This window comes from Bacteroidia bacterium (genome assembly GCA_039924845.1).
Classification (GTDB): Bacteria; Bacteroidota; Bacteroidia; order DATLTG01; family DATLTG01; genus DATLTG01.
Genome location: JBDTAC010000004.1, coordinates 38,013 through 59,825 on the forward strand (window position 1 = coordinate 38,013; position 21,813 = coordinate 59,825).

General features: G+C 36.0%; 18 protein-coding genes. 14 read left to right on the forward strand and 4 right to left on the reverse strand.

Annotated elements, in window-relative coordinates; translation table 11 throughout:
• Positions 1 to 5: 5 nt before the first annotated feature.
• Positions 6 to 1,481: a PHB depolymerase family esterase gene (locus ABIZ51_00545; GenBank protein MEO7087262.1), complete on the reverse strand. Its 1,476-nt coding sequence runs from the start codon at positions 1,479 to 1,481 to the stop codon at positions 6 to 8.
• Positions 1,482 to 2,142: 661 nt separating this feature from the next.
• On the opposite strand from ABIZ51_00545, the gene ABIZ51_00550 reads away from it, so the two are divergent.
• Complete coding sequence (locus ABIZ51_00550) at positions 2,143 to 3,192, forward strand: hypothetical protein (protein ID MEO7087263.1); 1,050 nt, start codon at positions 2,143 to 2,145, stop codon at positions 3,190 to 3,192.
• Positions 3,155 to 5,500 (forward strand): hypothetical protein, encoded by a 2,346-nt coding sequence (locus ABIZ51_00555; GenBank protein MEO7087264.1) that lies wholly within the window; start codon positions 3,155 to 3,157, stop codon positions 5,498 to 5,500. The genes ABIZ51_00550 and ABIZ51_00555 overlap by 38 nt, the downstream gene beginning before the upstream one ends.
• Positions 5,501 to 5,503: 3 nt before the next feature.
• On the opposite strand, the gene ABIZ51_00560 is transcribed toward ABIZ51_00555, so the two are convergent.
• Positions 5,504 to 6,544, reverse strand: coding sequence for an aminopeptidase (locus ABIZ51_00560; GenBank protein ID MEO7087265.1), 1,041 nt, complete (start codon positions 6,542 to 6,544; stop codon positions 5,504 to 5,506).
• Between the two features lie 66 nt (positions 6,545 to 6,610).
• Between ABIZ51_00560 and ABIZ51_00565 the strand changes: the two genes are divergently transcribed.
• The 4 genes from ABIZ51_00565 (at position 6,611) to ABIZ51_00580 (ending at position 9,365) form a co-directional block, all read left to right on the forward strand.
• Positions 6,611 to 7,372 (forward strand): YdcF family protein, encoded by a 762-nt coding sequence (locus tag ABIZ51_00565; GenBank protein MEO7087266.1) that lies wholly within the window; start codon positions 6,611 to 6,613, stop codon positions 7,370 to 7,372.
• A gap of 116 nt (positions 7,373 to 7,488) precedes the next feature.
• On the forward strand, positions 7,489 to 8,028 hold the full coding sequence (gene pyrR, locus ABIZ51_00570) for a bifunctional pyr operon transcriptional regulator/uracil phosphoribosyltransferase PyrR (GenBank protein MEO7087267.1): 540 nt from the start codon (positions 7,489 to 7,491) through the stop codon (positions 8,026 to 8,028).
• A 4-nt stretch (positions 8,029 to 8,032) separates the two neighbouring features.
• On the forward strand, positions 8,033 to 8,965 hold the full coding sequence (locus ABIZ51_00575) for an aspartate carbamoyltransferase catalytic subunit (GenBank protein ID MEO7087268.1): 933 nt from the start codon (positions 8,033 to 8,035) through the stop codon (positions 8,963 to 8,965).
• A gap of 52 nt (positions 8,966 to 9,017) precedes the next feature.
• The gene (locus ABIZ51_00580; GenBank protein MEO7087269.1) at positions 9,018 to 9,365 is read left to right on the forward strand and encodes an STAS domain-containing protein; all 348 of its coding nucleotides are present in this window, start codon (positions 9,018 to 9,020) and stop codon (positions 9,363 to 9,365) included.
• 83 nt (positions 9,366 to 9,448) lie between these two features.
• On the opposite strand, the gene ABIZ51_00585 is transcribed toward ABIZ51_00580, so the two are convergent.
• Positions 9,449 to 10,621, reverse strand: coding sequence for a 3-hydroxyacyl-CoA dehydrogenase NAD-binding domain-containing protein (locus ABIZ51_00585; GenBank protein ID MEO7087270.1), 1,173 nt, complete (start codon positions 10,619 to 10,621; stop codon positions 9,449 to 9,451).
• 101 nt (positions 10,622 to 10,722) lie between these two features.
• On the opposite strand from ABIZ51_00585, the gene ABIZ51_00590 reads away from it, so the two are divergent.
• From ABIZ51_00590 to ABIZ51_00615, 6 genes are all read left to right on the forward strand, one after another.
• Positions 10,723 to 11,460, forward strand: a complete 738-nt coding sequence (locus ABIZ51_00590) for an electron transfer flavoprotein subunit beta/FixA family protein (GenBank protein MEO7087271.1) — start codon at positions 10,723 to 10,725, stop codon at positions 11,458 to 11,460.
• A gap of 31 nt (positions 11,461 to 11,491) precedes the next feature.
• Complete coding sequence (locus ABIZ51_00595) at positions 11,492 to 12,469, forward strand: electron transfer flavoprotein subunit alpha/FixB family protein (GenBank protein MEO7087272.1); 978 nt, start codon at positions 11,492 to 11,494, stop codon at positions 12,467 to 12,469.
• A 68-nt stretch (positions 12,470 to 12,537) separates the two neighbouring features.
• Positions 12,538 to 13,134: a bifunctional nuclease family protein gene (locus tag ABIZ51_00600; GenBank protein ID MEO7087273.1), complete on the forward strand. Its 597-nt coding sequence runs from the start codon at positions 12,538 to 12,540 to the stop codon at positions 13,132 to 13,134.
• Positions 13,135 to 13,138: 4 nt separating this feature from the next.
• Entirely contained in the window at positions 13,139 to 13,933 is a 795-nt protein-coding gene (locus ABIZ51_00605; protein ID MEO7087274.1) for a thymidylate synthase, read from the forward strand.
• A gap of 35 nt (positions 13,934 to 13,968) precedes the next feature.
• Entirely contained in the window at positions 13,969 to 14,454 is a 486-nt protein-coding gene (locus ABIZ51_00610) for a dihydrofolate reductase (protein MEO7087275.1), read from the forward strand.
• 40 nt (positions 14,455 to 14,494) lie between these two features.
• Positions 14,495 to 15,346: a hypothetical protein gene (locus ABIZ51_00615; protein ID MEO7087276.1), complete on the forward strand. Its 852-nt coding sequence runs from the start codon at positions 14,495 to 14,497 to the stop codon at positions 15,344 to 15,346.
• Positions 15,347 to 15,402: 56 nt separating this feature from the next.
• Here ABIZ51_00615 and ABIZ51_00620 read toward each other — a convergent pair whose 3' ends face one another.
• Positions 15,403 to 17,943 (reverse strand): ATP-dependent Clp protease ATP-binding subunit, encoded by a 2,541-nt coding sequence (locus tag ABIZ51_00620; protein MEO7087277.1) that lies wholly within the window; start codon positions 17,941 to 17,943, stop codon positions 15,403 to 15,405.
• A gap of 306 nt (positions 17,944 to 18,249) precedes the next feature.
• Between ABIZ51_00620 and gyrA the strand changes: the two genes are divergently transcribed.
• Both gyrA and ABIZ51_00630 read left to right on the forward strand, forming a co-directional pair.
• Positions 18,250 to 20,781 (forward strand): DNA gyrase subunit A, encoded by a 2,532-nt coding sequence (gene gyrA, locus ABIZ51_00625; protein ID MEO7087278.1) that lies wholly within the window; start codon positions 18,250 to 18,252, stop codon positions 20,779 to 20,781.
• A 69-nt stretch (positions 20,782 to 20,850) separates the two neighbouring features.
• Positions 20,851 to 21,813: hypothetical protein (locus ABIZ51_00630; protein ID MEO7087279.1), on the forward strand; the 963-nt coding region annotated here is incomplete at its 3' end.

A 21,813-nucleotide genomic window follows, 5' to 3' on the forward strand; every position in this document is an offset into this window, starting at 1 on the left:
TTATTTTATTGAGTAGGCAAAACAAGCATTTTGCAATTTCCCTGACCAAACTCTCCAATTAAATCAGCAAAATAAATACCTGTTGAAAATTTATTTTTCAAGAAAATTTTATTCCCAATTACATTATAAGAAACAGACATTTTTTCTCCAACAGAATTATAAATAACAATACTTTTTAATTCGCTCAAATTAAAATTAGTCATCAGCAAACTATTGTCGGCACTACAAAAAACAATCTTACCATTTTGTTTCGCAATATTAACAACACCATTTGTACTATTTACCAAAACATACAACGAAGCCTCATCATTAATACAGCCAGCAGCAGTAGTTTCAGTAACGGAAACGTTTCCACTAATGGTATCAAAATTTACAGTTATGCTGTTAGTTCCTTGTCCGCCCACAATTTGCGCATGCGTTGGAACTGTCCAATTATAGGTTGATCCAATAGTATTGGGAACTGAATAAACAATATTTGCAGCATATTGATTCACCAAAATAGAACCTGTAATAATATAAGGTTGTTTCAAAATTCCGAAGAAATCGGCAGCCCAATAAGTAGAATGGAATTTATGTTCTTCAATGGAATACGTTGCTATGGCACCACCTTGTCGCGGACAACTTCCAGTATCAATAGCAATTCCGTGCGGCATTCCAGTAATTTTATAATAATACACCACCGGATTATTGGAGCTGTCATTATAAATAGTTTGCTCCACATTTGCATTTCCTTGAAATGAATTATAAGTTGAATCTACTATTTGATCCGCATGATTTAGATTCGTCCATTGTTTAATTAATTCTGTTGCATTATTAATATTCACAACGAAATCAGCTGTTCCGTGAAAGATAGCCAGCTTCGGAAAAGGACCAGTATACGTCGGATTTTGCGCTCTTACTAATGCTCTCCATTGCGAAGGTATATTGGTTACTAAGCCATCTTCTGCATACGTTGTAGTCAAAACGGAAGTAGCCGCTTTGTAAGGCAAACCGCTCATTTCGGCACCTTTATGAAACAATTCAGGGTAAGCAGCAAGCATCGCCACCGTCATCGCTGCTCCAGCAGAAAGTCCGGTTACAAAAATTCGAGTTGTATCAATATCATAATTAGCTACCATATAATCGCGCATTTGCTTTATCGAAAGCGCTTCGCCCATGTTACGATTCACATCCGTTGTGTCAAACCAATTAAAACAAAGACTACTGTTATTTGCAATTACTTGTTCGGGATAAATCACATAAAATAGATGTCTGTCTGCTAATTTATCCCAGCCTGTTTCGTGTGCATATTCCAAAGCCGTTTCGGTACAACCGTGCAATGCAATCACAAGTGGAGCTGGACCTGTAATTCCGGAAGGAACATATTTATACATATTCAAATTTCCAGGATTAGAACCGAAACCAAGCACCTGCGCTTGCGCATTCAGATAAAAAATACCGCAACAAATAAAAAGAAGAGTGATGTATGTTTTTAATTTCATGGAAAAATATAATTTGATGCTAAATTAAGAAATAAATTAAACGGGGTAACTTACCTTTTAGCGCGGATGCGTGTTCACCTGACGAAATTGCAGCTCACGCTATAGCGGACGAGAGGGAACATAAAGAAATTGATACGGCAAGTGTCGCGAACGATAGTTCGAGTTCGGAAATCAATGCTCCTACTCTGGCGGACGACACTCAGGATGCGGAAATTGAATTACAATTGGGTCTGTTCATTAAACTGTGTCAGTCACCTCCTCAAGCGAGGAACTAACAATTTATCCCCATCATGGAGGGAGCGGGGGGGAGGAAAAAAGAAAACAGAGCCGTCATTCTGAACTTGATTCAGAATCAGAGCGAAGGATTTAAATAATGGAGAATTGAAAAATCCAATATCAGAAAAATATTTTTTCAAAGCGGAGCGCGAGCCGGAAAAGGTAGCGGGGGTTGAGCCAGCTTGTGCGTGAGCCGATAGCCTTTTCTTGAGTTTTTTGTTTCTTTTTGGGTTAAGCCAAAAAGACAATTTTCAAACAGGAAAAAAGGAAATCGGATTATAAGCGCGGATTTAGTGTCAGATTGGCGACGAGCAAATTTTTAATCCAAAAATCAAAACCATTTATTTTTAGCATTTTTGAAAACAAATTACCATTGATAAATACTATGACAACGGATCCATTTCAAAAAATAATTTTCGGAATCCTTATTTTGACAAGTATTTTATCCTGTCAAAAACCTTCCAAAAAAGTAATTACGCACGGATTTTATTATTGGAAAACCGATTTCAAAATTTCGTCCAACGAGCGAGAAATGCTGCATCAATGCGATGTAAAAAAGTTATACGTACGCTTTTTTGATGTGAATTTGGATGCGGAAACAAATCTCGCAAAACCAATTCAGCCAATTGTTTTTAGCGATCATTTTCCTGCCGGAATACAAATCATTCCTGTTGTATTTATTACCAACGAAACACTTTTAAAAACAGACAGCTCGCAAATAGAAACACTTGGAAAAAACATTGCGGATAAATTAGAGGAGATGATTAAACAGTCTGTAAATACTGGAGTTTCCGAAATTCAATTGGATTGTGATTGGAGCGCATTAACCAAAAATAAATACTTTAATTTAATTCGAAATATCCGCCCGATTGCAGAACAAAATCATTGGAAAATTTCAGCCACGATTCGTTTGTATCAAGAAAAATATTTTACAATTACAGGTGTTCCGCCTGTGGACAGAGGCACTTTGATGGCTTACAATATGCAACCTTTAACCAATCCGAAAATAGAAAATTCCATTTTAGATGTGGAAGAAGAAAAAAAATACATCGGAAATTTAGCCAATTATCCTTTAAAATTAGATGTTGTTTTACCCATTTTTTACTGGGGCGTTTTGTTCCGAAACAACCATTTCTACGGCATTTTAAATAACCTTTCAGATTCGGTTTTGAAAAATAATTTTTCGTTTAATAAAATTGCTGAAAACGTGTACGAAGCAAAAACAGATGTCGATTTGAATACTTTTCATTTGTATCAACACGATCAAATTCGATTAGAAAATTGTTCGGAAGAGGCACTCGAAAAAAGTATTTCTATGATCGCATCAAAAAACAAAACAGATTCGCTTAGCTTTAGCTTTTTTAGTTTAGACTCGCTGTTAATTAAACCTTTTGGATATGAAAAAATTAATTCTTTGTTCGCTCGCTATCGTTAGTATTCTGGCTATTTGTTTTCGTAAAAATATTTTGAAAGCTTGTACAGAAATGACCGACCCAGGAATTTTCCGCGTTATTTTTTTTAGCCCAGATTTACAAAGTGATAAAAGCAATTATCCTTTTTTTTATAGCTACCAATCCGTTTATCAAAGAGACGAACCTTCAAATCCTGTGGACACGAATATCGGTGAATGGGAAAATTATTTCCAACATCAAGCTCCGAAAAAAGACATACAAAAAGTGGTGTACAATTTAAAGGTTTCAGTACTCGAAAGCATTCAACAAAATAAAACCGTTCCTGATTCTTTATCCAATAATAAATGTCTCGTTTTACTCAATCAAGCAAAATACAAAGAAGCACTCGCCTATCTTATTTTCGCCAAAAACTGCGAACCATTTGTAACATTTCCAGCTGATCCTTGGGATCCATTACCAAGAGATACCGCTAAAATGCCGGCTCTTATCACTTTGGGAGAAAGTGATTATAAAAAAACAAAAGATGCATATCTGAAACTACGTTATGCCTATCAGATAGTCCGCTTGGCGGGTTATAGCGGTGATAATGCATTATGTATAAAATTGTACGATGAAGATGTTGTACATTCAAAAGTAAAAAGCACCATTCAAAACTGGGCATTGTTGATTAAAGCTGTTGCCCTCATCAACACAGGAAAAACAGACGAGGGAGATTATTTATTATCGCACGTTTTTGATAATTGTGCTGAAAAAAAAATTGTCGTATTCCAATATTTTCATGAATCCAGAATAGCTGAAAACAACATAGAATCCTTACTGGCATTGTGTAAAAACAATCACGAAAAAGCGGTAATCATGGCAATGCAAGCAACAGGAAATAACTATTTTTCTCCGCAAGCATTAATGAGCGTTTATCAATACGAACCCAATTCTCCATTACTCGAAAATTTATTAATTCGAGAAATAGGTAAAATAGAAGACGTGATTATGACACGAAAAATTTATGCTTCTGCTGCTAATGAAGGCGAAGTATACGAACAAGATTCCACAACTATAGATCCGAAAAATTTAACAAAAGATACGCAAACAAGTTTGAACCAACTCCAAATCATTGTCCAAAATTTTATTGATGAAAATAAAATAAAAAACAAGGCGTTGCTGTATTTATCAAAAAGCTACCTTTCTTTATTAGAGGGTAATACCGGCGATTGCAACAAAGCATTGGATACTGCAAAATCTTTTTGCGAAGGCAATGTAAAAATGGAAGAGGAACGCCATTTTCTACTTATTTTAAATCGAATTAATTCGTACAAAATTCTTACTCCTAAAATTGAAAATGAAATGGTTCCCGATTTGCTTTGGCTTTCAAAATGCAAACCTATCAATACTTCTATTCAGCCAGAACCTTCGCTTTATGCGAATATTATGCGCATATTAGCCTATAAATACGAAGTACAAAAAGATTTACCGAAAGCAATCGTGTGCTTTAATAAAAGTGGGGTTATTTATTTAAATTTAGGCGAACCTTACGATTTAATTTCAAGATGTACTAATCACCATACATTGGCTGATTTACACGAATTACTTTTCAAGAAAAACAAAAATGAGTACGAAACTTTAATTACAGACAGTTTTCAATTCAATAAAAATAGGATGCTTGACTTTGAAGGTACTTTGTATTTGAAAGAATATAATTTTGCTGCTGCTGCTGAAAAATATGCACAAATCACAAACGATTATTGGAAAAAAGATCCTTTTAAAACGTATTTAGCAGCTAATTCATTTGCTGTGCAAATAATAGACACACATGCTAAGACAAAGGCAGACACTGTTATTTACAACAAATACACTTTTTGTGAAAAAATGTTGAATTTACTGAAAAAGAAGGATGCAAATTCTTTATACGAAGCTGCTAATGGTTATTACAATATGACTTATTACGGAAATTCTTGGTTGCTGGTAGAAGACGAATGGAGTGGCGCCGACTTGGAACTTTTTAATGACACAACATTTGATGCTACTATGCCCGAATACGATAAAAATCCTCAAAATAAGATTTTTATAAAAGATTATTTTCATTGTACCACTGCAAAAGAATATTATTTAAAAGCGATGAATGCCTCTAAAGACAATGAGTTTAAAGCGCAATGTTGTTTTATGGCAGCAAAATGTGAGCAAGCAGAAAAAAATACTTATGATTCAACGAATGTTCAAAAATCAGAACAATTTGAATTGTTAAAAAAGGATTTCAGCAATACAATTTATTATAAAAACAGGCTGCAAGAATGTGCTTTGTTGAAAGATTTTGTGGCATATAAAAACATGCATTAAAAATTAAATAGAAGGATATTTTTTCTTCAGATAATCTAAATAATTGCGCAAATTATTTCCAAATTTTTGATGCAATTCTTGATCGAAAAAATCATATTGCGAATCGTACATTTTAAAGGAAACAAAAAAAGCATTTTTTGAAATCAATGCCTCTTTGCTAAACTTGATATACTTGGCTTTATTGTATAAATTAAGGTTGGAAACATTCGCTATAATTTGCTGAATTAAATTCATTTTTTCTTGCTCTTTTTGAGAATCAGATTCGTTCGGCTTAAATTGTTTGTACAAACTATCCAAACGCGCAGCACTTTTCAAAATATAATCGGCATACATTTTTCGATCAGATTTGTGATGCACATAACGCAAATATTCTTCGGAATCCTTTCCATATTTGTGTTGCAGAAATTTCAATGCTCCTTTATCACCAATAAAACTGGCTAAATTTTCATTAAAATCTACATTGTTTTTAACGTACAAAGTACCGTGCGTTAATTCATGAATGATAAGATTGGAAAGGTCTCCAACGTGATATGAAAGCGTATTTGATAAAATCGGGTCGTTTAACCAACCCAACGTTGACCAATCCGAAACCATTCCTAAATCCGTGTCGTAGCCTTCGTTTTCCAATATTATTTTCGCGCGTTTTCCTTTTGTTAAATCAAAAAAGCCTTTGTAAGAAACGTTTCCCAGAAAAGGAAAATTCCATGCTTTGGCACGCAACGAAAATTTTTCAGCAGCCGTAAGCACCCACAGCGAAGGCTTTCCGTGTTGATTGTAAACAGAAGTAAAATTTTTAGAATCATTTATTCCAAGGCTGTCAATTGCATATTGACGAATTTCTTGTACTAAATTCAATTTGTTTTTGATAGAATCCGGCACATTTTTATCGTTCATCATTTCCGAAACCGGCTTTGCCTGAAAATAAATCTCCAACTGTCCTTCGCCTTGCATCCAGCCATATTCAACCAAATCGCGATATACTAACGAAAAAATGACAAGTATCAGAAACAGTATTTCAACAATCAGAAAAATTATTTTTTTCATCGTCTTTTTTTACGTAACAAAATTGGGAAAGATTTTTGAATTACATTTGAATTCTAATTTTAGTGTATGTTTTTCATCCTTTCGAAAATCCTTTCTTTTTGCATCACGCCCATTATCTGGGTAATCGCTTTATTTTTAATTGCATTATTTTCTAAAAATGCGCGACGAAAAAAATATTTTTTCATCGCAGGAATTATCACATTATTATTTTTTTCCAATTCATTTATATTGGATGAAACAATGCGTTTATGGGAAATCCCAGCCACTCCTTCTGAAAAACTTGACAAATACGACGTCGGAATTGTATTAGGCGGCATGACTGATTACGATATTAAATTAAAACGTTTGCAATTTCAGCGCAGTGGAGATCGTCTTTTTCAAGCAATAGAACTCTATAAAAAAGGCATCATTCAGAAAATTTTAATTTCGGGTGGTTCCGGCAGTATTTTGCATCCAGATATTTTGGAAGCTTCTTTATTAAAAAATTATTTGGTCGAAATCGGTATTCCGCAAGCGGATATTTTAGTAGAAGACAAATCGAAAAACACGCATGAAAATGCGCTGTTTTCAAAAGCAATTTTAGAACAAAATTCTGTTGGTAAGAAATATTTACTCATCACATCTGCCTTTCACATGCGCAGGGCTTTGGGTTGTTTTCAGAAACAAGGAATCAGCGTTGTGCCATACAGTACCGACAGATACAGCGGTCCGATAAAATGGGAATTTGACTACCTTTTTATTCCCGACGCTTCTACCTTCAACAATTGGAATGTTTTACTCCACGAAATGGTCGGATTTTTTACCTATAAAATAGTTGGCTACGATTAATTTTTTAATCCTGATTTTTGTGCTTTGAAAAATTAATTTTTCAAACGAGTTTTCTATACGTTCAAAAAAATATTTTTTCAAACCACATTTTTGTTACCTTTGTCGCAACTGACATTATGAAGCCAAGAATCATTTTTAACAGTCGGGCGTTTGAACTCACCATTAACAGGCTTTGTTATCAATTAATTGAAAACCACAATGATTTTTCGGATGCTGTTTTAATCGGTTTGCAACCGCGTGGAATCTTTTTAGCGAAACGCATTCATCAACAACTCGGAATTTTACTTCCCAAAAAAAATATTTTGTGCGGTGCTTTGGATGTTACCTTTCACAGGGATGATTTCAGGAAGCAAGAAAGTCCGCTTATCCCAAAATCTACACAAATAGATTTTATCATCGAAGATAAAAATGTGATTTTGATGGATGATGTGTTGTATACAGGCCGTACCATACGTGCTGGATTGGATGCCATGCTTGCTTTCGGGCGACCGAGAAAAGTAGAATTGATGGTATTAATAGATCGACGTTACAGCCGACATCTGCCAATTCAGCCCGATTATGTTGGCTCAACGGTTGATTCGATTGCGTCGGAGCGCGTAAAAGTAGAATGGAAAGAATCGGAAGGAGAAGATAAAGTAGCCTTAATTTATAAATAAAACGATGAATTCGAAGCTAAGCGTAAAGCATCTTTTAGGAATAAAACAGCTCACAAAAGAGGACATTGAGTTGATTTTTAAGACAGCGGATCATTTTAAAGAAGTTATTAATCGTCCGATAAAAAAAGTTCCTTCGCTCAGAGACATTACCATTGCCAATCTTTTTTTTGAAAATTCTACCCGAACAAAATTATCATTCGAGCTGGCTGAAAAGCGCCTTTCGGCGGATGTGCTCAATTTTGCGGCATCTTCCTCTTCCGTAAAAAAAGGCGAAACGCTGATTGATACCGTCAATAATATTTTAGCGATGAAAGTGGACATGGTGGTGATGCGTCATCCCAATCCTGGTGCGGCCGTTTTTTTAGCCAAAAATGTGAATGCGAAAATTATCAATGCAGGTGATGGCGCGCACGAACATCCTACGCAAGCTTTATTGGATGCGTATTCCATTCGCGAAAAATACGGAGAAGTAAAAAAGAAAAAAATAGTGATTGTCGGCGATATTCTTCATTCACGCGTGGCTTTATCCAATATATTTTGTCTCCAAAAATTAGGTGCAGAAGTAATGGTGTGTGGTCCGGCAACTTTGATTCCGAAATACATTTCAGAATTGGGAGTAAAAGTGGAATATAATCTGCGAAAAGCCCTTGAATGGTGCGATGTTGCAAATATGTTGCGCATCCAATTAGAGCGTCAGGAAATCAATTATTTTCCTTCCTTGCGCGAATACACAATGCTTTACGGATTGGATAAAAAAATACTCGATTCGCTCGATAAAAAAATAAGCATTATGCATCCAGGACCCATCAATAGAGGCGTTGAAATAACGAGCGATGTAGCGGATTCCAAGCAAAGTTTGATTTTAGAACAAGTAGAAAATGGAGTGGCGATAAGAATGGCGGTGTTATATCTTTTAGCCGGAAGAGTGGAAATGTAATTTATTTCTACATATATTTGTTTCGTAAAAATAATTTTTTCAGGAGGGATTTATGAGTTTTCAGGTAAACAAAAAGGACGGATACACCTTGATAAGTGTAAGTGCCGATAAGTTAGACAGCAATATTGCGCCTTCTTTAAAGTCGGAGTTGGTGTTGATAAATTCCGATGGTGTGAAAAACATTATTATCGATCTTTCGGCTGCTCGCTATTGCGATTCTTCTGGATTGAGTGCCATTTTGGTTGCCAATCGTTTGTGCAAAAATTCGCAAGGAACATTTGTATTGACAGGCTTACAAGATGCTGTGAAAAAATTAATTGCTATTTCTCAATTGGATACTATTTTAAATATTGCTTCCAATGTAGAAGAAGGTGCAGACATGGTTTCTAACCAAAAATAACATTCAAATAGTTCCATTCAACTTTTCCATTTCTGCTATTCTTTTTTCATAAAGAAAAAGTTTAGATTGGAATTTAAAATCGTTCAGCTAAAAAATTTCTTCCCTTCTTTTGCCATTTGTTTTAGCAAAATACTTGGGCGATAACGATCTTCTCCGTAATCGTTTTGCAAATCGGAAAGCGTTTTCAAACAATTTTCCAAGCCAATTTCATCCGCCCATTTTAATAATCCTTTCGGATAATTGACACCTTTTGTCATCGCTAAATCAATATCTTCCTTGCTTGCTAATTGCAAATACAAGGAATCGACAGCTTCATTTATCAACATAGAAATAACGCGTTGAAAAATTATTTTTCCGAGCGCTAAATCCTTTAAAGGATTTGGTAACGTAGCGTTCGGCGAATAATCATAATATCCTCTTCCTGATTTTTTACCGAAAAATTTTGCTTCGAATAAACGCTTTTGAGTAAACGAAGGTTTGAAGCGCGGTTCGTAAAAAAATTGTTCCCAAACAGTTTCGGTAACTTTATAATTAATGTCGTTTCCGATAAAATCCATCAATTCAAAAGGACCCATTTTAAACCCGCCAATTTCTTTCATTGCCCAATCAATCGTAGCAAAATCAGCAATTTCTTCTTCGTAAATCCGAATGGATTCTCCGTAAAAATTTCGCGCTACGCGATTAACAATAAATCCAGGCGTATCTTTCGCCAGCACCGTTATTTTTTTCCAAGTGTCAATTAATTTTCGAGTATTTTCTGTAACAACGAGATTTGTAGTAAGCGCCGGAATAATTTCGACCAAAGGCATTAATGGCGCAGGATTAAAAAAATGAATTCCAATAACTCTTTCTGGCTTATTGCAAGCAGCCGCAATGGAAGTAATAGAAAGCGAAGATGTGTTAGAAGCCAAAACACAGGTGTCCGAAACTTTTTTTTCTAATTCTGAAAATACACTTTGTTTAATCTGCAAATTTTCAACAATCGCCTCAATAACTAAATCACAGCCTTTGAAAGCTTCCATATCATTAACATATAGCGTTCTCGAAGTGATGGCTTCTGCTTCGGATTTCGTAATTTTCGTCTTTTCTACTAATCTGAAAAGAATTGTTTCTAAATTATTTTTCGCCTTTTCAAGCGCATTTGCATTGCTGTCATAAACAATAACATGATGTCCCGCACTTGCTGCCACTTGCGCAATTCCACTTCCCATAGCACCCGAACCGATGATGCCTATTTTTGATGTTTTCGAAAACATATTTTTTGATTTTTAAGAACTATTTATTTTAAAATGTTTTTGCTAAATTCGCATTTTTATTTTTAATACGAGTTGAATCGAAAAATAATATTTAGACGAATATGAAAATTTTAGTTTGCATCAGCAACGTTCCTGACACCACTACAAAAATTACTTTTTCTGCCGATAATAAGTCGTTTAACAGCGCAGGCGTTCAGTATATCATTAATCCTTATGATGAAATTGCGCTGACACGTGCCTTGGAATTAAAGGAAAGTTTGGGTGGAACTGTTACCGTTATTAATGTAGGAATAGCAACTACCGAAGCCAACATCCGTAAAGCACTTGCCATTGGCGCAGATGATGCCATTCGTATAAATGCGGAACCTTTAGACGCTTTTTTTGTTGCTTCTCAAATCGCAGAAATCGCGAAAAAAAATCAATACGATATTATTTTAACTGGTCGTGAATCTATTGATTACAACAGTGGATTGGTTGCTGGAATGATTGGAGAATTATTGGAAATTCCTTCTGTTTCTGTTGCCGTAAAATTAGATGTAAACGGAACAGAAGCTTTATTAGAAAGAGAAATTGACGGAGGAAAAGAAGTAATAAGTACATCGCTTCCATTTGTGGCAAGTGCACAAAAAGGAATGGCAGAACCTCGCATTCCGAATATGCGCGGCATTATGACAGCACGAACAAAACCATTACAAGTAGTTGAACCGACAGGAAATACAGCAACAACTTCTTTTGTAAATTATTCTGTTCCTCCTGCAAAATCAGCTTGTAAAATGATTTCCGCAGATCATCCAGAAGAATTAATCAACTTATTACACAACGAAGCAAAAGTCATTTAAAAAAATATTTTTTCAATCTAAAAAACTCATTATGTCAGTAATTGTATTCTCCGAAAATTGGGAAGGAAAATTTAAAAAATCAACCTTTGAAGCCGTTTCGTACGCACACGAAATTGCGAAACAACTTAGCACCAACGTAACGGCTGTAAGTATTGGTAATGTGAGCGATGTCGACTTACAATTATTGGGAAAATACGGAGCTTCAAAAATTTTATCCGTAAAAAACGATAAATTAAATACATTAATTCCCGCCGCTTATACTGCTGTTTTAACAGAAGCAGCAAAAAAAGAAAGTGCACACGTAATTATTATTTCTAACACATACAGCGGAAAATCAATTGCAGCAAGAGTTGCCGTAAAATTAAATGCAGGAATCGTTTCAGGAGTTGTTGATTTGCCAAGTTCTACAAATCCCTTCACCATCCGAAAAAAATGTTTTTCAGGAAAAGGTTTGGTAGATGTAACTATTGCAACTGATGTAAAAGTTATTTCGATTACGCCTAATTCTTATAAAGTAATTGAGAATGCAACAACGCCAACCATAGAAGCGTTTTCGCCAACATTAAACGAAAACGTTTTTCGTTCTGTATCCAAAGAAGTGAAAAAAACTTCTGGTAAAATTGCCTTAACAGAAGCCGAAATAGTTGTTTCCGCAGGTCGTGGATTAAAAGGTCCGGAAAATTGGGGAATGATTGAACAATTGGCAGAAGTTTTGGGTGCTGCCACTGCTTGTTCCAAACCCGTTGCCGACATGGACTGGAGACCACATTACGAGCACGTTGGACAAACTGGAATCACCATCGGTCCTAACTTATATATTGCCATCGGAATTTCCGGTGCTATTCAGCATTTGGCGGGCGTTAGTTCATCAAAAGTAATTGTTGTTATTAATATTGATCCCGAAGCTCCTTTCTTTAAAGCTGCGGATTACGGAATTGTTGGTGATGCGTTTCAAGTAGTACCGAAATTGATTGAGGAGGTAAAGCAAATGAAAATCGCTCATGGATAATTCAAAATTATTTCATTAAATTTAATCATTAGAAAACAGCGTGCGAGAATTTTTTTTTCGAAGAATAAATGAAAAAAATAAAAATTGATATTGTCGGATTATCTTATAGCCAAACACAATCTGGGGCTTACGCTTTAGTACTTGGCGAAGCAAAAGGCAAAAGAAGATTGCCTATTATTATCGGTGCTTTTGAAGCACAAGCCATTGCTATTGAATTGGAAAAAATGACACCCAGTCGCCCGTTGACGCATGATTTATTTAAAAGTTTTGCCGATACCTTTGAAATTCAATTGAAAGAAGTCGTTATTTATAATTTAGTAGAAGGTATTTTTTTCGCTAAATTAATTTGCCAGAATGCTGAAAAAGAAGTAGAAATAGATGCACGTACATCCGATGCAATTGCTTTAGCAGTAAGGTTTTTGTGCCCTATTTACACGTATGAATTTATTTTAGCAACTGCAGGGATTTTATTGGATGATGAAGCAGGAACAGTTCAAAAAGAAGAACCTGAAAAAGAAAAAGCGCCGAAGGTAAAAGAGGAAAATGATTTGAAGAAAAAAACTTCCGAAGAGTTGCAAATCCTTCTTACCAAAGCACTTTCTGAAGAAGCCTACGAAAAAGCATCGCGTATTCGCGATGAAATGAGCAACCGAAAAAAATCTTAATTCGATGAAACAGTACCACGATTTGATGCGCCACGTGCTCGAAAACGGCACTGTAAAAAATGATCGTACAGGAACTGGGACCGTGAGTGTTTTCGGGCATCAAATGCGTTTTGATTTACAAAAAGGATTTCCGCTCCTCACCACAAAAAAAGTTCACATTCGTTCAATTATTTATGAATTGCTTTGGTTTTTAAAAGGTGAAACGAATATTCAATTTTTAAAAGACAATGGAGTTTCCATTTGGGATGAATGGGCAGATAAAAATGGAAATTTAGGTCCTGTTTACGGCTATCAATGGCGTTCTTGGAATGCAGCAGACGGAAAACACATTGATCAAATTTCGCAAGTTGTTAATCAATTAAAAACAAATCCTGATTCTCGACGCATGATTGTAAGTGCTTGGAACGTAGGCGAAATCGAGAAAATGGCTTTGCCACCTTGCCACGCTTTTTTTCAGTTTTATGTAGCGGATGGAAAATTATCGTGTCAGTTATATCAACGCAGTGCCGATATTTTTCTGGGAGTTCCTTTCAACATTGCGTCTTACGCGCTTTTCACGATGATGATGGCGCAAGTTTGTGGTTTAAAAGTTGGCGATTTTATTCACACATTTGGCGATGCACATTTGTATTCCAACCACATCGAACAAACAAAATTGCAATTAAGTCGTGATTTTAGAGCGCTTCCGACATTAAAAATAAATCCTTCGGTTACCAATATTTTTGATTTTAAGTTTGAAGATTTTACGTTAGAAGGCTACGATCCGCATCCTCACATCAAAGCAGCCGTAGCCATTTAATTTCTTTTTTTCGTTTCAAAAAAATAATTTTTCAAATGCCTATTTCCATCATCGTTGCAGCAGCCGAAAATAACGTGATTGGAAAAAACAATCAATTGATTTGGCATTTATCTGCGGACTTACAACATTTCAAAAAAATTACGATGGGACATACCATTGTGATGGGACGAAAAACATTTGAATCCATTGGAAAGCCTTTGCCAGGAAGAGTTTCCATTATCATCACTCGAAATAAAAATTACACTGCGGAAGGTTGCATCGTTGTAAATTCATTGGAAGAAGCCTTACAAAAAAACACTTCCGAAAAAGATTTTTTCATTATTGGCGGAGCTGAAATTTTCAATCAATCCATGCACCTTGCACAAAAAATTTATTTTACTAAAATTTTTCATGCTTTTGAAGGCGATTGCTTTTTTCCGAAAATAGATGAAAAAATTTGGGAACTCCGACAAGAAGAGCGCTTTGAACCAACTGAAAAAAATAATTTTTCGTACGCTTTTTGCGAATATGAAAAGATATAAGTAATTTTCGTTATTCTTATCTGTAAAACAAATATAAAATATGATTAAAAATTTATTTTTCAAAACCGTTTTTTTGACTTCTTTAGTCGCATGTTTTTATTTTATTTCCTGCAATAAATCAGTTCGCGACAACGATAACGAAACACAATCTTCTCAAGATTTTACTACTGCCGAATTTATGTTTGGTGATTTATTTACACAAATGGACGTAGTTTCCAGTGTTCAAGCAGATGTTAATCGCCCAAATCCGCCTGCCAATACAGTGGCTTCATCTTGCGCCACCGTTACTGTAAATCCAGCACTTCCGAATCCTACATATCCAAAAACAATGACTTTAAATTTCGGAACAACAGATTGTATTGGACCCGATGGCGTGAAAAGAAGAGGTATTTTGACGATCGTTTTTAGTGGGAAATATCGAACTGCTGGAACTGTTATTACTATTAGTACTAACAATTATCACATAAACGATTACAGCGTACAAGGCACGGAAACGCTTACCAATATGGGATTAAATTCAAATAATAACCCCTATTACACAGAAAATATTTCAAACGGAATTATTACAACACCCACTGGCGGAATCATCGATTGGCAAGCGCAATGTACGCGCGAATGGACTGCAGGAAGCGCTACGCCAATAGTGATTACAGACGATGTTTATTTAATACGCGGAAACATAACTGGTTCCAGTACAACAGGAAATACTTTTTCCGCAAGTATTTTAAACCCACTTCAACTCACAAATGGTTGTCGTTATGTAGAAAGTGGAATTGTGCAGATGACACCTTTGCATCTTTCTACGCGCAATATTGACTATGGCAGTGGAGCGTGTGACAACCTTGCTACCGTTACTATCAACGGCGTTAATTACAACATTACGTTGAACTAAAAAAAAGCCTCTCAAAAAAATAATTTTCTGAGAGGCTTAAAACCATGACGGATTTTTCAATCTTCTTTTTTACTTTTCTTTTTCGGTTTGGAAATTTTAATTTTGATTTCTGATTTTTCTTTATCCAAATCTACTTCAATCGTATCTCCCTCTGATAACGTGGATTTGATGATTTCTTCCGCCAAAGGATCTTCCACATATTTTTGAATGGCACGTTTTAACGGACGCGCACCAAATTGCGTATCAAAACCTTTATCGGCAATAAAATCTTTCGCTTCTTTACTGATTTTGATATTGTATCCTAAACCATTTATTCTGCCGTACAAACTCGCCAATTCAATGTCGATGATTTTGTGAATATCACCACTGCTCAATGAATTGAATACAATTACGTCATCAATACGATTTAAAAATTCGGGCGCAAATGCTTTTTTCAAAGCACTTTCAATCACACCTTTCGAATGTTCATCCACCGTGCTTGTTTTTGCAGAAGTTGCGAAACCAACACCTTGTCCGAAATCCTTTAATTGGCGTGAACCAATGTTGGAAGTCATGATAATAATGGTGTTTTTGAAATCTACTTTTCTACCTAAACTATCTGTCAACTGACCGTCGTCTAAGGCTTGCAGCAATAAATTAAAAACATCCGGATGTGCTTTTTCGATTTCGTCTAACAATATTACCGAGTACGGTTTTCTTCTTACTTTTTCGGTTAATTGTCCGCCTTCTTCGTAACCAACATATCCCGGAGGTGCACCCACCAAGCGCGATACAGAAAATTTTTCCATGTATTCGCTCATGTCAATTCGGATCAGTGCATCGTCACTATCAAATAAATAATGAGATAAAATTTTTGCCAATTGTGTTTTTCCAACTCCTGTAGGACCAAGGAAAATAAAGGATCCAATTGGTTTATTCGGATCTTTCAATCCAGCACGATTGCGTTGAATTGCTTTCACCACTTTTTTAATTGCTTCGTCTTGGCCGATTACTTTTCCTTTTAATTCATCGCCCATTTTCACCAATCGAGAACCTTCGTTTTGCGCAATTCTTTGCACCGGAACGCCTGTCATCATTGCTACAACTTCTGCAACATTGTCTTCTGTAACGGTTTCTTTATGTCCTTTGGTGTCTTCTTCCCAATGCTTTTTAGCGATTTCTAATTGCTCGAGCAATTGTCGTTCGGTATCTCTGAGTTTCGCAGCCTCTTCGTACTTCTGACTTCTCACCACTTTATTTTTTTCTTCTTTAATCCCTTCCAATTTTTTCTCGATATCGATGATATCTTTCGGAACGTTGATGTGTGTGATGTGAACACGAGAACCCGCTTCGTCCAAGGCATCAATCGCTTTATCCGGCAAATGGCGATCACTGATATATCTTGCCGTCAGCAACACACATGCTTTAATCGCTTCGTCTGTATAAGTAACATTGTGATGATCTTCGTATTTCGATTTTATATTGTGAAGAATTTGCAACGTTTCATCAATCGTAGCAGGCTCTATCAATACTTTTTGAAAACGTCTTTCCAAAGCGCCATCTTTCTCAATGTATTGACGATATTCATCTAAAGTTGTAGCACCGATACATTGTATTTCGCCTCTTGCCAAAGCTGGTTTAAACATATTGGAGGCATCCAAAGAACCGGATGCGCCGCCCGCACCAATAATGGTATGGATTTCATCAATAAATAAAATAACGTCTGGAGATTTTTCCAATTCGTTCATCACCGCTTTCATGCGTTCTTCAAATTGACCGCGGTATTTTGTACCTGCTACAAGCGAAGCTAAATCAAGCGTTACCACGCGTTTATTAAACAATACGCGAGATACTTTTCGTTGAACGATACGAAGTGCTAATCCTTCTGCAATTGCAGATTTACCAACACCTGGCTCGCCAATCAAAATAGGATTGTTCTTTTTTCTTCTACTTAATATTTGAGATACGCGTTCAATTTCTTTATCGCGACCAACAATCGGATCTAATTTTCCGTCTTCTGCAGATTTAGTAAGGTCTCTACCGAAATTATCCAATACAGGCGTTTTGGATTTTGAATCGCTCGGTTTTTTAGTGCTGCTTCCAAATGTGGCAGAATCTTCATCTCCGTCATCATCCGTAGGACTTCCTGGAAATTCTGCTTTTGGATCAAGCGGACTAGCATTGTTATTGTATACGTCTAATTCTTGTTTGATCAATTCGTAATCAATATGAAAGCGGTGCAGGGCTTTTGTTGCTACATTGTCTTCGTCCTTTAAGATAGACAACAACAAATGTTCCGTTCCGATAATCGGACTTTTAAAAAGCTTTGCTTCTAAATAGGTTATTTTCAAAGCTCTTTCCGCTTGCTTTACCAAAGGAATATTGGTGAGCGCATTTATTTTTTTTGTGGGCACGGCAATGGATTGTTCAATGGTTTTGCGCAATTCGTTTAAATCCACTTTTAACCCTTTTAAAAGTTTAATGGCAACGCCTTCGCCTTCGCGGATAATACCAAGTAACAAATGTTCCGTACCAATGTAATCATTTCCCAAACGCAGCGCTTCCTCACGGCTATAGCTGATTACGTCTTTTACTCGAGGTGAAAATTTCGCTTCCATAAAAATATTTTTTTGATAGGTTTACTCTTTAGTCTCTGAAAAACCGCTGAAATTTAGGGCTTTTTTTAATTTTTTCAAAGGTACGTTGCTATTTATATTTCGATATTGTTAATATCTTTCTTTTTTCAACTAAAAAATGTTAATAATTAAACATTTTTTGAGTAGCATTTTTTCGGCAAATTACAATACCTTCGAACTCCATTTACAGCATAGCAATTTCTATGCAATTTTTTGTTTGTATGACAAAAATACAGTATAATGGTTTAATACAAATCATCAATAAATAGTAATAAAAATAAGCGATTTATGGCATCAGGCGAAAAGATTATTTTAATTAACATCGAAGAAGAAATGAAATCCGCTTACATTGATTATTCAATGTCGGTAATTGTATCAAGGGCTTTGCCAGATGTGCGCGACGGATTAAAACCAGTTCACCGCAGGGTATTATACGGAATGCTTGATTTGGGCGTTTTTTCCAATCGTCCGTATAAAAAATCAGCAAGGATTGTCGGTGAAGTAATGGGTAAATACCATCCACACGGTGATGCGTCAATTTACGATACGATGGTGCGTATGGCGCAAGATTGGTCTTTGCGTTATCCATTGGTGGACGGGCAAGGAAATTTTGGTTCGATTGATGGAGATAGTCCTGCTGCGATGCGTTATACAGAGGCACGGTTGAAAAAAATTGGCGAAGAAATGATTAGCGATATCGAAAAAGATACCGTTGATTTCAGACCCAATTTCGATGATTCTTTAACAGAGCCAACTGTGCTTCCGACACGTATCCCAAATTTATTAATCAATGGAGCGTCCGGTATTGCTGTGGGTATGGCAACCAATATGCCACCACATAATTTAACGGAAATAATTGATGCCACAATGGCATACATTGACAATAGAGACATTGATATTGCTGGATTGATGCAATATGTGAAAGCACCTGATTTTCCTACAGGAGCAATTATTTATGGATATGAAGGTGTAAAAGAAGCGTTTGAAACAGGGAGAGGTAGAATTGTGATGCGCGCGCAAACATCTGTGGAAACAGAAGAAAACGGGCGAGAAAGAATCATTGTTACGGAAATCCCATACATGGTTAATAAAGCCGAAATGATTAAGAGGACGGCGGATTTAATCAATGAAAAAAAGATAGAAGGAATCTCTGATATTCGCGATGAGTCCGACAGAGACGGGATGCGCATTGTATATGAATTGAAACGCGATTCTATCACGAATGTGGTGTTGAATAATTTATTCAAATACACTTCGTTGCAATCGTCTTTCAGCGTAAATAATATTGCCTTGGTTGGTGGCCGACCGATGATGTTGAATATTAAAGACATGATCGGACATTTCGTAAATCACCGTCACGATGTAATTGTTCGCAGAACAAAATTTGAATTGAATCAAGCCGAAAAAAGAGCGCATATCTTGGAAGGCTATTTAATTGCGCTGGATCATTTAGATGCCGTTATCAAACTAATTCGTGAATCTGTAACTCCGGATGAAGCGAAGGATGGTTTGATGAAAAATTTCGGATTGAGTGAAATTCAATCAAAAGCAATACTTGAAATGAGATTGCGTGCGCTGACTGGTTTAGAGAGAGATAAGATAAAGAGCGAGTACGACGAGTTGATGAAATTAATTACGTATTTGAGAAGTATTTTGAACGATGAAGCGTTGAGAATGAAAATCATCAAAGAGGAACTTGCCGAAATAAAAACGAAATACGGAGATGCTCGCAGAAGTGAAATTGTGTACGCTGCTGGAGATTTCAAAATAGAAGATATGATTGCCGATGAAGATGTGGTGATTACTATTTCTCATTTAGGTTATGTAAAACGTACGGCTCTTGCCGAATATAAAACACAAAATAGAGGCGGAAGAGGTTCTAAAGGCACAGCTACAAGAGACGAAGATTTCTTAGAACATTTATTTATTGCTTCTACACACAATTACATTTTGTTTTTTACAGAACAAGGTAAATGTTATTGGATGCGCGCTTTCGAAGTTCCGGAAGGTTCGAAAACATCGAAAGGTAGAGCCATTCAAAATCTCGTAAACATTGCTCCAGATGATAAAGTGAGAGCGTTTATCAATGTGAAGAATTTCACGGACATCGAGTATTTGAAAAACAACTACATTATTATGTGTACCAAAAAAGGTACGATTAAGAAAACAACTTTGGAAGCTTATTCTCGCCCGCGCCAAAATGGTATCAACGCTATTACCGTGAAAGATGGAGATACATTGTTGGAAGCTAAATTGACCAACGGTAAAAATGAAATTATGCTTGGATTAAGATGCGGAAAAGTGGTGCGTTTTAACGAAACAAAAGTACGTCCGATGGGCAGAAATGCTTCGGGAGTACGCGGAATCACACTTAGCAGCAAAAAAGATGAAGTAATCGGAATGGTGTGTATTGATGATCCACTAACAAACGTAATGGTGGTGGCTGAAAAAGGATATGGAAAACGTTCCAGCATTGATGAATATAGAGTTACCAATAGAGGCGGAAAAGGTGTAAAAACAATCAATATCACCGAAAAAACCGGACAATTAATTGCTATAAAAAGTGTAACGGATAAAAATGATTTGATGATTATCAACAAATCCGGTCTCACCATTCGTTTAAAAGTGTCTGATTTACGCGTTATTGGCAGAGCAACGCAAGGCGTACGATTGATTAATTTAAAAGACGATGATGAAATTGCAGCCGTAACAAAAATAGAAGTAGAGGACGATGAAATAATTGTTTTGGATGAAAATGAGATTCAAAATGATACACCTGCGGACGATGCCGAACAAACGGAAACTCCTACGGAAGAATAAATTATAAAAAGCACATCAAAAAAAATAATTTTTTAAAATCATTTTAAGAAACAAAAATAGGAAATTTTTATGAAAAAAATAATCGTATTAGCACTTGCCATGGCAGCTTCTCAGTATGGATTTTCACAAGCCAAAAACGTAGTAAGTGCATGGAAATATTTGGATGATTATCAAAAAGAACAAGATGCAACTTCCTTGCTAAAAGCAAGAGCCAGAATAGACACTGCCGCTAAAGATCCTGATACAAAAGAAGAAGCTAAAACATGGTTTTATAGAGGCGAAATCTATTTAACTATTTTCGATAAAAATTTTATCGAACAAAAAGAAAAACACAAAGATGTTGCCGATATGAATCAACGTATTTTAGCCGCTTATGGTTCAACTGATGCCAACGATGTTGTTCAAGCTTACGTGTCTTTGAAAAGAGCGCGCGAATTAGATGTCAAAAAGATATACATCGATGACATCGATCCGAAATTAAAAGAGTGCATCGTTCACCTTGGTAATAAAGGAATTGCTTTCAATACGGCTAAAGATTATCCAAACGCCTTACTGATGTTTGAAAATGCCATTGAAGATGCGGCTATTTTTCATGTTACCGATACCAATGACATACGCAGTGCAGCTTTAGAAGCAGAAAAGGCAAAAAATTACGACAAAGCCAAAACCTATTATCAACAATTAATAGATTTGAAATATGGAAAAGCACGACCGTATTCTTATCTCTCTAATATGTATTTACAAAAAGGAGATTCGGCTAATGCTCTTGCTACTGTTGAAAAAGGCAGACAGGCATATCCTGATGATGTCAATTTAATGATTGAACAAGTCAATTTTTATATGCACAAACCTGATAAAAAACAAGAAGCCATCAATAATTTGGAAATGGCTGTGCAAAAACAACCCACAAATGCCGATTGGCAATTGGCACTTGCCAGTTTGTATGATAATCTTGCGAATCCTCCCGTAGGGCAAGATCAACCTAAAAATTACGACGATTTATTTACCAAAGCTGCCGATCATTACAAAAAA